Source organism: Mesorhizobium sp. B2-4-3, from assembly GCF_006442815.1.
Lineage (GTDB): Bacteria > Pseudomonadota > Alphaproteobacteria > Rhizobiales > Rhizobiaceae > Mesorhizobium.
Map to the genome: position 1 here is coordinate 212,610 of NZ_VFVL01000005.1, position 13,839 is coordinate 226,448.

The window sequence follows — 13,839 nt, forward strand, 5'->3', positions numbered from 1 at the left end:
TCCAGACGAAGAACGACAGCTAGTCCTTCAGGAATTCCGGTCCCTCGCCGATGATCTTCTTGTCGGGCTTGCCGATGGCATCGAGGTCGCGGCCGTCATAGGGCAGGGAAAGCAGGATACGCTGGATCACCGCGAGCCGGGCGCGGCGCTTGTCGTTGGCCCGCACGACGATCCAGGGCGAGAATTCCTTGTGCGTGCGCTCGATCATCTGGTCGCGCGCCTTGGTGTAGTCGTCCCACTTGCCGACGCCGGCGATGTCGATCGGCGAGAACTTCCAGTTCTTCAGCGGCGACCAACGGCGGTCATGGAACCGTTCGAGCTGGGTCTCGCGGCCGATGTTCAGCCAGAACTTGAAGAAATGGATGCCCTCGTTGCAGATCATCCGCTCGAAATGCGGCGTCTCGTCGAGGAATTTTTCGTGCTGCTCCGGCGTGCAGAACCCCATGACCGGCTCGACGCCGGCGCGGTTGTACCAGGAGCGGTCGAAGGTGACGAACTCACCCGAAGTCGGGAAATGGTCGACATAGCGCTGGTAATACCACTGCCCCGCCTCGGTCGGGGTTGGCTTGGTCAGGGCGACGTTGCGCGCCGTGCGTGGGTTCAAATATTGCCGCAGCACGAAGATCGTGCCGCCCTTGCCAGCCGCGTCTCTGCCTTCGAAAAGCGCCATCGCCCGCTTGCCGGTGGCCTGCAGCCAGGCCTGCGCCTTGACCAGTTCGATCTGCAGAGCCTCGAGCTCCTTTTCGTACTCCTCGCCTTTCATCTTCTTGTCGTAAGGATAGCCGCCGGCGGTTAGCTTGTTGTCCTCGATCCAGTCCGGGAGCACAGGATCGTCGATGTCGAACGCGCGCTCCTTGCCGCCGATCTTGATCTTGATCGGTGCCGTGGCCGGCACCGCTTCAGCCGTTTCCTTGGCCTTTTTCATCCAGACGAACCTTTCCAGTTTGCGGACTCATGCTATGGAGCCTGTGCAGCGCAGCGCGCATTCGGGCGCAAAAACGCTGTAGCATTTTGATTTTGCGCATGAACCTTCGCGAAAATCGATCCTGATTTTCAGGGTCCCATGCGTCAGGCCGGTTCAGCGAGCCGCTGGCCGGTCGAACGGGATGCGGGGGGTGGCGCGGGCCTATGGCAGAGACGGGCGCAGGACAAAACAACAGGGGGCAGGCCTTGGCGGCGCGGCTGTCACGCAACCGCTGGCTGCTTGGCGCGGGTGTTCTCGCGGTCCTTGCCGTTTATTTTTTCGCCGGCGCCTCCGTCTATGTGCTGATGCTGGCCCTGGCCGCGCTGGCGGCCGCCGCGCTGCTGCCGGCAAATGCCGAACGCCGGCCAGCCGATACGGGAGCAGCGATCGAGGCAAGCGGGCTGCAGCGGCTCTCCGGCGAGTATCTGGCGGCCGCGGTCGCCGATCCGCTCATCATATTCGATCGCTCCGCGGCCATGGTTCACGCCAACGCCGCCGCCTTCGCCGCCTTCGGCGGGCTGGCTCCGGGAATGTCGCTGGCATTGAAGTTTCGCGCGCCGGAAATGCAGGCGCTGCTCGACGGCATCCTGTCGGGGCAGGTCGCCGCCGATGCGGTCGACTACACCGAGAAGCTGCCGGTGGAGCGGACATATCGGGTCAGCGCGTCCACGGTCGGCCATGCCACCGGCCTTTACGTTCTGGTGTTCAAGGATCAGAGCGAGACGCGTCGCATCGATCGCATGCGAGCCGATTTCATCGCCAATGCCAGCCATGAGCTGCGCACGCCGCTCGCCTCGATCGCCGGCTTCATCGAGACGCTGCGCGGGCCGGCCCGCAACGATCCGGCGGCGCGCGACCAGTTCCTGCAGATCATGCAGAACCAGACCGGCCGCATGGCCCGCCTGATCGACGATCTGCTCTCGCTGTCGCGGTTGGAGATGAAACCCTATCTGAGGCCGGGCACGGAGGTCGATCTTCGCCAGACGATCGACAGCGTCATCGATTCGCTCGGGCCGCTGGCCGGTGAGAACGGCGTCGTCATCGAGCGGGAGTTCGCCAACGGGCCGCTCGTCGTTCCCGGCGACCGCGACGAACTGTTCCAGGTTTTCGAGAATCTCCTAGAGAACGCCTGCAAATACGGCCAGTCAGGCGGGCGCGTCACCGTATCGATCGCCGGCGGCGAGGATAGCCAACAGCCGGGCTTCGACGTCACGATAAGGGACTATGGTCCGGGCATTGCCGAAGAACACATCCCGCGCATCACCGAGCGCTTCTACCGCGTCGATGTCGAAAACAGCCGCACCCAGAAAGGCACCGGGCTTGGCCTTTCGATCGTCAAGCATATATTGACCCGTCATAACGCAAGATTGTCGATCAAGTCGGAAGTCGGCAAGGGCGCGGCGTTCACGGTTCATTTGCCGGCTCGCTGATCGTGTATCGGTTGCCAACCGGGATTTTCTTCTTTCTGTCATGCGGTTCGCGTATCAGCGACGGATTGAGGGAACGCACCAACCGGCACAAACCGGGAAGGCATATCCATGCAGTCCGTCCATATCGCCAGTGCCTATGATGAAGAGCTGAAGTTCCTGTCGAAGCGCATCGCCGCGATGGGCGGCCATGCCGAGCGCATGGTCGAACAGGCGGTCGCGGCCCTGGTGAACGTCGACCATGGCCTCGCGCAGAAGGTCATCCAGGATGATCTCGTCCTCGACGAAGGACAGCGCGAGATCGACGACAAGGCCATCATCATCATCGCCAGGCGCCAGCCGATGGCGACGGACCTGCGCGAGATCGTCGGCGCGATCCGCATCTCGGCCGATATCGAGCGCGTCGGCGACTTGGGCAAGAACGTCGCCAAGCGCGTGGCCTCGGTCGACGGCCGCCAGCCGAATAGCCTTTTCCGTGGCCTGGAGGCCCTTGCCAATCTGGCGCTGACGCAGCTCAAGGAAGTGCTCGACGTCTATGCCTCGCGCTCGGTCGAGGGGATTGGCCTCGTGCGCGACCGGGACGACCAGATCGACGCCATGTACACCTCGCTGTTCCGCGAGCTTTTGACCTACATGATGGAAGATCCGCGCAACATCACGCCCTGCACGCATCTTCTGTTCTGCGCCAAGAACATCGAGCGCATCGGCGACCACGCGACCAATATCGCCGAGACGATCTATTACATCGTCACGGGCGACCAGATGCCAGCCGACCGGCCGAAAGGCGACAAGACCGACAAGGTCGTGCTTCCTGGCCCGGTGCCGGCTAAGTGAACCGGCGCCTCTCGAACGGCTTTCTAATATAGGCTAAGCTCCTCCGCGCAATTCCAGGAAAAGTGTGAAACGGTTTTCCGTCCGGAATTGCGTGAAATAAGGAGATTGGGCGGTTCGTCGTTTCCGTGAAACGGTGAAACGTTCCAGGGACAGCGATTTGTCAGTCGCGGTCTCGGGAGGTTTGCGATGGAACAAGTTCGGAACCTGACCCCGGCCCTAACGTCGGGCATCATTGCATCCAGCGTCTATTCGGGCGGCACGCGCATCGCCGACATCGCGATCGAGCAGGCCGGCGAATGGGCGGCAAAACCCGGCCATGTCGTCTGGATCGGCCTGCTCGAGCCCGATCGCAACCTTCTGCTCCGGGTGCAGGCGCAATTCCACCTGCATGATTTGGCGATCGAGGATGCCGAGCATCCGCATGCGCGCCCGAAGATCGAGCAATATGGCGACGCCCTCTTCATCGTCGCCCGCACCGCGCAATTGATCGACGGCCGCGTCACTTTCGGCGAGACGCATCTGTTCGTCGGCACCGGCTACATCGTCAGCGTCCGGCACGGCCCGTCGACCTCCTACGCCGCCGTGCGTCAGCACTGGGAGAGCTGCCCGCATTCGCTCGCCAAGGGCGAGGATTTCGTCCTCTACGCCATCCTCGATTTCATCGTGGACAACTACATGCCGGTGCTGGAGCAGATCGAGGACGAGGTGGAGGCGATCGAGGACAAGGTGCTTTTGAAGCCGATGACCGGTTCCGATATCGAGCGGCTTTACATGCTGCGCCGCGATCTGCTGCGCCTGCGCAATGCGGCGCTGCCGCTGGTCGAGGTCTGCCGTCGGCTGACCAGCGCCGACCTGCCGCAGATCCATGCCGCCATGCATCCGCTGTTTCGCGACGTGACCGACCACATCCGCACCGTGCAGGAAAAGATCGACTCCCTTCGCGAGGTTCTGGCCTTCGCCTTCGAAGCCAGTCTGCTGGTCGGGCAGAGCCAGGAAACCGCAATATCCAAGAAGCTCGCATCATGGGCCGCCATTCTCGCCGTGCCGACGGCTTTCGCCGGCATCTACGGCATGAACTTCACCGATATGCCCGAACTGAAGATGGAATACGGCTACCCGATCGTGCTCGTGGCGATCGCGGTGATCTGCTCGTTCCTGTACTGGCGGTTCAGGAAGAATGGATGGCTGTGAAATAGGGGAGTAAGGGAGTAGGGCAGTAAGGGAGTAGGTATAAAAGACTAGCGAAGCGCGTAGCGCATGAAGCGCTCTTTCCCTATCCCCTACTGCCTTACTCCCCTAATCTTACCTTGCCCTGCGCCGCTCTCCCGCCGGCTGGAACGCCACCCGGGAATGATACTTGCAATAGGGTCCCGTTTCGGCGGCGTCGTTGCCGCAGAAGTTGAAGTCCTCCGAGAGCGGATCGCCGTTCGGCCATTTGCAGGTGCGTTCGGTAAGCTCGACGAGCTGCAGATGCCGCGAGATCGGCACGACCACGTTCTCGACCGGTCGGATATAGTGGCGGGCGACCGGCTCGGCGTCGAACTGCACCTGCAGCGCGGTGGCGCCGATGGTGGTGGTCATGTGACGCGTGGCACTTGCGGCGCGGGTCACCGATTTCTGCATCGAGGCGCCTTGCGTCGCCTTCTTCTGTCGCGCCGGGGCGGCCGTCGCGCGGCCGCGGCCCGACAGCTTTAGGCGATGCACCTTGCCGATGACGGCGTTGCGGCTCACCCCGCCGAGCTGCGCGGCGATCTGGCTGGCGCTCAGACCCTCCGACCACAATTTCCTGAGAAGTTCGACCCGCTCGTCAGTCCAGTTCATGAGACCGCGCTCCTGCTGAGGCGTGCGGCAGTCAGAATCCTTTCCCGCCCCCGGCTCTCGCCGGGCAAACAACACCACATATACCGGGTGATTAGGTCCGCCGCACGAAATCTAGTTATTTCTCGACTACAAATACCTTATGCGCTGACTCGGTGACAAGAGTCCCCAGGGCAACACGATTCGGTTTTTTCGGTTTTCCCCAACTTGCCGGTCTACTTATGAGCCGGCGTGGCGTCAGGGGCTTGCCACGCGCTTCTGCGTGACGTTTTCGTTGACTTCATGGCCGAAAAACATGATAAGCCGCAAAGGCCGCCGCATTGGCGGCTTTTTTGATTTCCGGTTCCGGAGACGCATATAATGAGCGGTTCGGCGCTTTACGAGACCTTTGCTCGCGCACCCTTGGCTTTCGACCGTGGGGAGGGGACCTGGCTGGTCACCGACAAGGGCGAGCGATATCTCGACTTCGCGGGCGGCATCGCGGTGAATTCGCTGGGCCACAGCCATCCGCATCTGGTGGCGGCGCTCACCGAGCAGGCCGCCAAGCTGTGGCACGTCTCCAACCTCTATGAGATCCCGGAACAGCGCCGGCTGGGCGAGCGGCTGGCCGAAGCGACCTTTGCAGACAAGGTGTTCTTCACCAACTCCGGTGCCGAGGCGCTGGAATGCGCCATCAAGACGGCCAGGCGCTATCAATTCGTCAAGGGCCATCCCGAGCGTTTCCGCATCATCACGTTCGAGGGTGCCTTTCACGGCCGCACGCTGGCGACGATCGCCGCTGGCGGCCAGTACAAATATCTCGAAGGCTTCGGCCCGAAGGTCGAGGGGTTCGACCAGGTGGCTTTCGACGACATCGACGCCGCTGAAAAGGCGATCACGCCGGAGACGGCGGCGATCCTGATCGAGCCGGTGCAAGGCGAGGGCGGCATACGCCCTGTGCCGACGCAATCGCTGAAGCGGCTGCGGCAACTCTGCGACAAGCACGGCCTGCTGTTGGTCTTCGACGAGGTCCAGTGCGGCATCGGTCGCACCGGCAAGCTGTTCGCGCATGAATGGACAGGCGTCACGCCCGACCTGATGGCGATAGCCAAGGGCATCGGCGGCGGCTTTCCGATGGGCGCCTGCCTTGCCACCGACGAGGCGGCGACCGGCATGACGGCTGGCGTGCACGGCACCACCTTCGGCGGCAATCCGCTGGCGATGGCCGTCGGCAACGCCGTGCTCGACATTGTCCTGGCCGACGGCTTCCTCGAGGACGTGCAGCGCAAGGCGCTGCTGCTGAAGCAGGGGCTGGCCGGGGTCGCGGACGAATTCCCCGACGTCATCGAGGGCATCAGGGGAACCGGCCTGATGCTCGGCCTGAAATGCGCCATGCCCAACACCAAGGTGAACATGGCGCTGCGCGACCAGCACCTGCTTGCCGTGCCGGCGGGCGACAACGTCATCCGCCTCCTGCCGCCGCTCACCGTCACCGACGAGGAGATCGGCGAGGCGCTGGAGCGCATTCGCGGCGGCGCCAAGGGCCTGACCGACGCGATTGCGGCCGAAGCCGCGAAATAAGTTCTGGAACCCGCCGATGAGTGTTCGCCACTTCACCGATCTATCCGCCGTTTCCGCAGGCGACCTGCGCATCATGCTGGACGACGCGGTGGCGCGAAAGACCAGGCTCAAGGCGGGCGAGCGTTCAAAACCGCTCGATGGCAAGGTGCTGGCCATGATCTTCGACAAGCCGTCGACGCGCACGCGCGTATCCTTCGATGTCGGCATGCGCCAGCTCGGCGGCGAGACCATCATGCTGACCGGCACCGAGATGCAGCTCGGCCGCTCGGAAACCATCGCCGACACGGCAAAGGTGCTGTCGCGCTATGTCGACGCTATCATGATCCGCACCACCTCGCATGACCGGCTGCTGGAACTCACCGAGAACGCCACCGTTCCGGTCATCAACGGGCTGACCGACGACACGCACCCCTGCCAGCTCATGGCCGACATCATGACCTTTGAGGAACATCGCGGGCCGGTGGCCGGCAAGACCTTCGCCTGGACCGGCGACGGCAACAATGTGCTGCATTCGCTCCTGGAAGCCTCGGCGCGGTTCCGCTTCAACCTCAATGTCGCGGTGCCGGAAGGCAGCGAGCCTTTCGAGAAATATGTCGACTGGTCGAAAGCCAATGGCGGTAAGGTCCGGTTTTCCAGGTCCGCCGAGGAGGTCGTCGACAAGGCCGACTGCGTCGTCACCGACAGCTGGGTCTCGATGGGCCAGGAGCATCGCGCCCGCGGCCACAACGTCTTCCTGCCCTATCAGGTCAATGCGGCGCTGATGGCAAAGGCCAAGCCCGACGCGTTGTTCATGCACTGCCTGCCGGCGCATCGCGGCGAGGAGGTCACCGACGAGGTGATCGACGGGCCGCATTCGGTGGTCTTCGACGAGGCCGAGAACCGGCTGCACGCCCAGAAGGCGGTGCTGGCCTGGTGCCTGGGCGCTTGAGAAGGGCCAACCTGACCGCTTCCGGCCCGATCGGGCTCAACTTGATCTGGGGATATGTGATGCCTATTTGCGGGCCATCACGTAAATTGAACGCGCTTCGACGCATGCGGCTCATCGGGTTGCATGGCTGCGCCCCGGAGTTTTGTCATGTTGGAAACCCATACCTTGGCTGAGCATAAACCCCAACTCGGTGAATTCGGCTTCGCCGGCGACGATCACGTCGTGCCTTACGAGGTCGCGCCGCTCGATGTGCGCGGCCGCACCGTGCAGCTCGGGCCGATGCTCGACGCTATTCTGAGCCGCCACGATTATCCCGAGCCGGTCGCCCGCCTGCTGGCGGAAGCCTGCGTGCTCACCGTGCTGCTCGGCACCTCGCTGAAGTTCGAAGGCAAGTTCATCCTGCAGACCCGCACCGACGGTCCGGTCGATATGCTGGTGGCTGATTTCACCACGCCGCATGCGCTGCGCGCCTATGCGCGCTTCGATGCCGACCGGCTGCAGGCGCTGACCGCCGCCGGCGAGACCTCGCAGCAGATGCTGCTCGGCGACGGCGTCCTGGCTCTGACCATCGACCAGGGCGCGCATACGCAGCGCTACCAGGGCATCGTCCAGCTCGACGGCACCTCGCTCGAGGATGCCGCGCGCACCTATTTCCGGCAGTCGGAGCAGATCCCGACCGATATCAAGATGTCGGTCGCCAAGCTGGTCACGCCCGGCCCAGCCGGCGCGCGCGAGCAGTGGCGCGCCGGCGGCATCCTGGCGCAATTCCTGCCGCAATCGCCGGAGCGCATGCGCGTTCCCGATATTTCGGGCGGCGACGGAGACGACCGCGAGCTGACGGACCACCCTGCCGACAATTCCTGGCAGGAGTTGCTGGCGCTGCTCGGCACGATCGAGCCGACGGAGTTGATCGACCCGACGGTGGGCGCCGAGCGGTTGCTCTACCGGCTGTTCCACGAACACGGCGTCCGCGTCTTCCGCGGCGTGCCTGTCGCCGACCAGTGTTCCTGCTCGCGCGACAAGATCCGCGGCATTCTCGAAGGCTTTTCGGCCCAGGAGATCAAGGACTCGACCGAAGACGGCGGCATCCATGTCGCCTGCGAGTTCTGCTCGACGCAATACGACTTCGACCCGGCCGAATTCGCGAAGTAGGAATCTTTCCTTCTCCCCGTTTCACGGGGAGAAGGTGTCACGAAGTGACGGATGAGGGGCGACGCGGCGGTTGATGGTAGTCGCTTGCGTCCCTCAAGCAGTCATATGCGCCGAAGAACTTACAAGCCGGCGCCGCTCATGCCCTGCTGGACATTTCTCCCCGTGAACGCAGGGCAATTGCATATGGCTTTGGGAGTTCGGATAACCGGCATGCCTCGCGTTGGTCTTCGCCGATAAAACCCATACGCGATTGCCCTGCCGTTAACGGGGAGAAAGAGGCTAATTCACCGTCCGCCTTGTCCCCGGCATATCGAGCGAGAAAGCCGGAATGGCGATATCGAACGTCTCGCCGCGGCCGTTGCGCATCGTGTAATGGCCGACCATGATGCCTGACGGCGTCGAGAGCGGGCAGCCCGAGGTGTACTGGTAGCTGTCGCCTGGATTGAGTTCCGGCTGGTCGCCGACGACGCCGGCGCCGCGTACCTCCTCGACCCGGCCCTGGCCGTCGGTGATGTGCCAGTAGCGCGACACAAGCTGCACGAGCTCGTCGGAGCGGTTGTCGATCGTTACCTGATAGCCCCAGACATAGCGGTTCTCGGACGGATCGGATCGGTCCTCCAGAAAGAAGGGCCTGACCAGCACTTCGATGTTGCGCGTCACTGCGCGATACATGGGCCACTCCGGTTGCCGCCGCCGCGGAATATATGTCACGCTCCGCCCTTAGTAGACGCAGCGCCGACCATCCTGCCAGCCTTGTAAGCGCAGGTGCCGAAAAACAATGTCATTTAAGTGACACATGACAATGTTGGTGTGCACAAACCGTGCCGGGCGACTCGGGCGCTTTGTAACTGATGAAACGGCCGCGTGCGGCCTGGAGCAATTCCAGGAAAAGTGTGAGCGGTTAGGCTCGGCGGCTTCGCCGTAGCCTTCCGTCCGGAATTGCGTGAAAACAAAGAGATAGAATGGTTCGCCGTTCCGTGAAACGGTGAAACTCTCTATCGGGAGTGACCAGATCTCGATGGAACTGACTATCGCAGCCGGCTTGGCTTCGTCAGCCCTTCTTTTCTCCAATCTCGCCAGCATCCTGCTCGCCTCGTCGCGGCTGAAACGGCGGCATGTCATCGCGCCGCCCGGCGGCTCGCAGCCGGTCTCCATCATCGTTCCGTCGCGCGGCGTCGAGCCGTTCACGCAGGAGACCTTGCAGCGCGCCTTCTCGCTCGATTGGCCGCGCTACGAGTTGATCTTCTGCGTCGCGCAGGCCGAAGACCCGGTGATCAAGCTGATCGATGCGGCGATCGCGCGCTGCCCGAAGGTTCCCGCGAGGCTCCTGATCGGCGACGATCGCGTCAGCGCCAATCCCAAGCTCAACAACTGCGTCAAGGGCTGGCAAGCTGCGCGGCACGATTGGGTGATCCTCGCCGATTCCAACGTGCTGATGCCGAGGGACTATGTCCAGCATCTGATGGCGGCATGGCGCCCGGATACCGGCCTCGTCTGCTCGACGCCGGTCGGCTCGCGGCCGGACGGTTTTTGGGCCGAAGTCGAATGCGCCTTCCTCAACACGCTGCAGGCGCGCTGGCAGTATGCCGGCGAGGCGCTTGGGCTCGGCTTCGCCCAGGGCAAGAGCATGCTGTGGAACAAGCCGATGCTCGATGCCAATGGCGGCATCCAGGCTTTGGCCGCCGAGATCGCCGAGGACGCGGCCGCCACTAAGCTGGTCAACAGCCTGGGCCTGCGCGTCAATCTCGTCGCTTCGCCTTTCGAGCAGCCGCTCGGCCAGCGCCGGCTCGCCGAGATATGGTCGCGCCAGGCGCGCTGGGCGCGGCTGCGCCGCGTCACCTTCCCGCTGTTCTTCGCGCCGGAGATCCTGACCGGCGCCGCGATGCCGCTGCTTCTCGCGCTGATTTCGGCCGCATTGGCCGGCGTCAGCCTGCCGACCACGGCGCTCTGCGTGCTCGCGGCTGCCTATCTGCCGGAATGCCTGCTTGCCTGGGCAAAAGGCTGGTACCTGTCGCCGCGCAGCGTCACCGCGATGCTCGCGCGCGACGCGATGCTTCCGGCCATCTGGGCGCGCGCCTGGTTCGGCGGCGCCGTCGAATGGCGCGGCAATGCCATGACCATCCGCACCAAGGCGATGACCGAACTGGAAGAGCTTGCCTGAAGCTCCGGCCGCAACGGGCCGCAGCCTGCTATTTGGCCGCCTTCAGCGCCTGCTCGATGTCCTCCAGCAGATCGTCGGCGTCCTCCAGGCCGACCGAAAGCCTCAGAGTGCCGGGTCCTATGCCGAGTTCGGCCCGCGCGTCGTCGCTCAGGTTCTTGTGCGTCGTCGTCGCCGGATGGGTGATCAGGCTCTTGGCGTCGCCGAGATTGTTCGAGATCAGCACGATGTCGAGCGCGTTCTGAAAGGCGAAGGCCGCCTGCTTGCCGCCCTTGACGTCGAGGCAGATCAGCGTCGAGCCGCCCGACATCTGCTTCTTCACGACATCCGCCTGCGGATGATCGGCCCGGCCCGGATAGATGACGCGGGCTATCTCCGGTCGGCCGGCGAGGAAATCCGCGATCTTGCCGGCGCTTTCGGTCTGCTGGCGCACGCGCAGCGGCAGCGTCTCCAGGCCTTTCAACAGCGTCCAGGCGTTGAAAGGCGACAGGCTGGGACCGGTGTGGCGGAAATAGTCGTGCAGGTTCTCGTCGATCCACTTCTTGTCCGAAAGGATGACGCCGCCGAGGCAGCGGCCCTGGCCGTCTATGTGCTTGGTCGCCGAATAGACGACGATATGGGCGCCGAGCTGTAGCGGCTTCTGCTGCAGCGGCGTGGCGAAGACATTGTCGACGATCACCCGCGCGCCGATCGAATTGGCGAGCTTGGTGACCGCGGCGATGTCGACCACTTCCAGCGTCGGATTGGTGGGGCTTTCGAGGAAGAACAGCTTGGTGTTCGGCCTTATCGCCTTTTCCCAATTGGCGATGTCGGTGCCGTCGACCAGCGTCGCCTGGATGCCGTAGCGCGGCGCCAGCGTCTCGACCACCCAGCGGCAGGAGCCGAACAGGGCGCGCGCCGCAACGATATGGTCGCCGGCCTTGGCGCTGCAGAGCAGCGCGGCCGAGACGGCGGCCATGCCGGAAGCGGTGGCGCGGGCATCCTCGGCGCCTTCGAGCGCGCACATGCGCTTTTCGAACATGTCGACCGTTGGGTTGGCGTAGCGCGAATAGATGAAGCCGGGCTCCTCGCCCTTGAAGCGGGCCTCCGCCGCCTGCGCGGTCTCGTAGACATAGCCTTGGGTGAGATACATCGCCTCGGATGTCTCGCCGAAGCTGGAACGCAGCGTTCCGCCATGCACGAGTGCCGTCTGAGGTTTCCAGTTGCGCTTCTTGGTGCTCATAGCCCTGCTTCCAGACACAAAAAAACCGGCCGCGAAGTCGCAACCGGTCCATATAGCCTTGCGGCTCGACGGTCCTTTAGCGACTTGTTTAACGTGGCTGCAAGCCGACCGGCCAAATCACCACGGGATAACGACCCTTTAGACCCGCGCCGCGCTTGCGTCAATTGCCGGCTTCATTAAGAGGTTTGTACCAGCAGAGCGGAGCAAGACTTTGCGGCAGACAGGCATTCTTCCCGACCAGGATATTTCCGCGCTGTTCCAGTCCGGTGCGCTGAAGTCGCCGCGCGCGCTGGACACCAACCAGATCCAGCCGGCCAGCCTTGACCTGAGGCTCGGCGACACGGCCTTCCGCGTGCGCGCCTCCTTCCTGCCCGGCCCCGATCATCGGGTAGCCGACAAGCTCGAGCGGCTGAAGTTGCATGAATTCAGCCTCGCCGGGGGCGCGGTGCTGGAAACCGGTTGCGTCTACATCGTGCCGCTGCTCGAAAGCCTGGCATTGCCGGCCGAGGTTTCAGCCTCTGCAAATCCGAAGAGTTCGACCGGGCGGCTCGACATCTTCACCCGAGTGATGACCGATCGTGGCCATGAGTTCGACAAGATCGCCGCCGGCTATCGCGGGCCGCTCTATCTCGAAGTCAGCCCGCGCACCTTCCCGATCGTCGTGCGCGCCGGCTCGCGGCTGTCGCAGATCCGTTTCCGCACCGGCAACGCGGTGCTTTCCGAGAGCGAGCTGCGCGACCTCCATCGCGCCGAGATGCTGGTTGCCACCGAGCCGCCCAATATTTCAGGCGGCGGCATCGCGCTCTCCATCGACCTCGACGGCGACAAGGACGGCCTTGTCGGCTATCGCGGCAAGCACCACACCGGCCTGGTCGATGTCGACAAGCGCGCCGCGCAGGACGTCGTCGATTTCTGGGAGCCGATCTACAAGAGCGGCGCCGGCGAGCTGGTGCTCGATCCGGACGAATTCTACATCCTGGTCTCGCGCGAGGCCGTGCACGTGCCGCCGCTCTATGCCGCCGAGATGACACCCTTCGATCCGCTGGTCGGCGAGTTCCGCGTCCATTATGCCGGCTTCTTCGATCCGGGCTTCGGCCACTCCGCCGCCGGCGGCAGCGGCAGCCGCGCGGTGCTCGAAGTGCGCAGCCACGAGGTGCCGTTCATCCTCGACCACGGCCAGATCGTCGGCCGTCTTGTCTACGAGCACATGCTGCAGCGCCCGCAGGCGCTTTACGGCACCGATCTCGGCTCGAACTACCAGGCGCAGGGCCTGAAGCTATCCAAGCATTTTCGGGCAGCGCGCTGAGGTTTGAACTGCCAATCTCCCCCCTCGTGGGGGAGATGCCCGGCAGGGCAGAGGGGGGCGCGAAGGATCGCTGGCTTATCCTTCGTCATTCTATGGCGGAGCAAGGAGCGAAGCGACGCGGCGCAGACCATAGAATCCATGCCGTGACGGCTGAGAGCCGCTACGGTCCAGAGCGTTCACCAGCCGATCCCGCGAAAGAGCCCGAACCATTCCGCATTGGCTTTCTCGATCGATTCAATCGTCCATTGGCGTGGCCGGCAAAGTCGTTAGTGACGCCGATATAGATCGCGTCGCCTTTTCTCGCTCGCGGTCATGTAACCACAGCCTGTCATGTTGCCATCTTAGCTGGCGCTGTCGCCAACGGCTATTCTGGACCGCAGCAGCCTATGGCCAATGTCACGGCATGGATTCTAGGGTCTGCGCGCGTCGCTTCGCTCCTTGCTCCGCCCTAGAATGACGAAGGCGGATCG

The 13,839-nt window shown here is 63.6% G+C and carries 12 protein-coding genes and 1 riboswitch; of the genes, 8 read left to right on the plus strand and 4 right to left on the minus strand.

Going from position 1 to position 13,839, the window contains the following annotated elements; genetic code table 11:
* Positions 1–19: 19 nt before the first annotated feature.
* Positions 20–925: a polyphosphate kinase 2 gene (gene ppk2, locus FJ956_RS08075; RefSeq protein WP_140673317.1), complete on the minus strand. Its 906-nt coding sequence runs from the start codon at positions 923–925 to the stop codon at positions 20–22.
* A 203-nt stretch (positions 926–1,128) separates the two neighbouring features.
* Between ppk2 and FJ956_RS08080 the strand changes: the two genes are divergently transcribed.
* From FJ956_RS08080 to FJ956_RS08090, 3 genes are all read left to right on the plus strand, one after another.
* The gene (locus FJ956_RS08080) at positions 1,129–2,394 is read left to right on the plus strand and encodes an ATP-binding protein (RefSeq protein WP_140673319.1); all 1,266 of its coding nucleotides are present in this window, start codon (positions 1,129–1,131) and stop codon (positions 2,392–2,394) included.
* 108 nt (positions 2,395–2,502) lie between these two features.
* Positions 2,503–3,225 carry a phosphate signaling complex protein PhoU gene (gene phoU, locus FJ956_RS08085; protein ID WP_140673321.1) on the plus strand — a complete coding sequence of 241 codons (723 nt, stop codon included), beginning with the start codon at positions 2,503–2,505 and terminating at the stop codon, positions 3,223–3,225.
* Positions 3,226–3,411: 186 nt separating this feature from the next.
* Positions 3,412–4,416, plus strand: a complete 1,005-nt coding sequence (locus FJ956_RS08090) for a magnesium and cobalt transport protein CorA (RefSeq protein WP_140673323.1) — start codon at positions 3,412–3,414, stop codon at positions 4,414–4,416.
* 111 nt (positions 4,417–4,527) lie between these two features.
* On the opposite strand, the gene FJ956_RS08095 is transcribed toward FJ956_RS08090, so the two are convergent.
* The gene (locus FJ956_RS08095) at positions 4,528–5,046 is read right to left on the minus strand and encodes a GcrA family cell cycle regulator (protein ID WP_140673325.1); all 519 of its coding nucleotides are present in this window, start codon (positions 5,044–5,046) and stop codon (positions 4,528–4,530) included.
* Positions 5,047–5,403: 357 nt separating this feature from the next.
* Between FJ956_RS08095 and FJ956_RS08100 the strand changes: the two genes are divergently transcribed.
* The 3 genes from FJ956_RS08100 (at position 5,404) to FJ956_RS08110 (ending at position 8,683) form a co-directional block, all read left to right on the plus strand.
* Entirely contained in the window at positions 5,404–6,603 is a 1,200-nt protein-coding gene (locus FJ956_RS08100) for an aspartate aminotransferase family protein (RefSeq protein WP_140673327.1), read from the plus strand.
* Positions 6,604–6,619: 16 nt separating this feature from the next.
* Positions 6,620–7,531, plus strand: a complete 912-nt coding sequence (gene argF / locus FJ956_RS08105; RefSeq protein ID WP_140673329.1) for an ornithine carbamoyltransferase — start codon at positions 6,620–6,622, stop codon at positions 7,529–7,531.
* A gap of 123 nt (positions 7,532–7,654) precedes the next feature.
* Positions 7,655–8,683: an Hsp33 family molecular chaperone gene (locus tag FJ956_RS08110; RefSeq protein WP_140673331.1), complete on the plus strand. Its 1,029-nt coding sequence runs from the start codon at positions 7,655–7,657 to the stop codon at positions 8,681–8,683.
* A 279-nt stretch (positions 8,684–8,962) separates the two neighbouring features.
* On the opposite strand, the gene apaG is transcribed toward FJ956_RS08110, so the two are convergent.
* Positions 8,963–9,355 carry a Co2+/Mg2+ efflux protein ApaG gene (apaG, locus tag FJ956_RS08115; RefSeq protein WP_140673333.1) on the minus strand — a complete coding sequence of 131 codons (393 nt, stop codon included), beginning with the start codon at positions 9,353–9,355 and terminating at the stop codon, positions 8,963–8,965.
* A gap of 346 nt (positions 9,356–9,701) precedes the next feature.
* Between apaG and FJ956_RS08120 the strand changes: the two genes are divergently transcribed.
* The gene (locus FJ956_RS08120) at positions 9,702–10,844 is read left to right on the plus strand and encodes a ceramide glucosyltransferase (RefSeq protein WP_140673335.1); all 1,143 of its coding nucleotides are present in this window, start codon (positions 9,702–9,704) and stop codon (positions 10,842–10,844) included.
* Between the two features lie 28 nt (positions 10,845–10,872).
* On the opposite strand, the gene FJ956_RS08125 is transcribed toward FJ956_RS08120, so the two are convergent.
* Positions 10,873–12,063, minus strand: coding sequence for an O-succinylhomoserine sulfhydrylase (locus FJ956_RS08125; RefSeq protein WP_140673337.1), 1,191 nt, complete (start codon positions 12,061–12,063; stop codon positions 10,873–10,875).
* A 56-nt stretch (positions 12,064–12,119) separates the two neighbouring features.
* Positions 12,120–12,197, minus strand: a riboswitch (SAM riboswitch).
* A gap of 77 nt (positions 12,198–12,274) precedes the next feature.
* On the opposite strand from FJ956_RS08125, the gene FJ956_RS08130 reads away from it, so the two are divergent.
* Positions 12,275–13,369 (plus strand): 2'-deoxycytidine 5'-triphosphate deaminase, encoded by a 1,095-nt coding sequence (locus tag FJ956_RS08130; protein ID WP_140673339.1) that lies wholly within the window; start codon positions 12,275–12,277, stop codon positions 13,367–13,369.
* Positions 13,370–13,839 lie beyond the last annotated feature (470 nt).

Coding starts and splice junctions, on each gene's coding strand:
- FJ956_RS08125 (WP_140673337.1), bottom strand. CDS start 12,063: ATGAGCACCAAGAAGCGCAACTGGAAACCTCAGACGGCACTCGTGCAT.
- FJ956_RS08095 (WP_140673325.1), bottom strand. CDS start 5,046: ATGAACTGGACTGACGAGCGGGTCGAACTTCTCAGGAAATTGTGGTCG.
- FJ956_RS08120 (WP_140673335.1), top strand. CDS start 9,702: ATGGAACTGACTATCGCAGCCGGCTTGGCTTCGTCAGCCCTTCTTTTC.
- argF (WP_140673329.1), top strand. CDS start 6,620: ATGAGTGTTCGCCACTTCACCGATCTATCCGCCGTTTCCGCAGGCGAC.
- FJ956_RS08090 (WP_140673323.1), top strand. CDS start 3,412: ATGGAACAAGTTCGGAACCTGACCCCGGCCCTAACGTCGGGCATCATT.
- ppk2 (WP_140673317.1), bottom strand. CDS start 925: ATGAAAAAGGCCAAGGAAACGGCTGAAGCGGTGCCGGCCACGGCACCG.
- FJ956_RS08110 (WP_140673331.1), top strand. CDS start 7,655: ATGGCTGCGCCCCGGAGTTTTGTCATGTTGGAAACCCATACCTTGGCT.
- FJ956_RS08100 (WP_140673327.1), top strand. CDS start 5,404: ATGAGCGGTTCGGCGCTTTACGAGACCTTTGCTCGCGCACCCTTGGCT.
- apaG (WP_140673333.1), bottom strand. CDS start 9,355: ATGTATCGCGCAGTGACGCGCAACATCGAAGTGCTGGTCAGGCCCTTC.
- phoU (WP_140673321.1), top strand. CDS start 2,503: ATGCAGTCCGTCCATATCGCCAGTGCCTATGATGAAGAGCTGAAGTTC.
- FJ956_RS08080 (WP_140673319.1), top strand. CDS start 1,129: ATGGCAGAGACGGGCGCAGGACAAAACAACAGGGGGCAGGCCTTGGCG.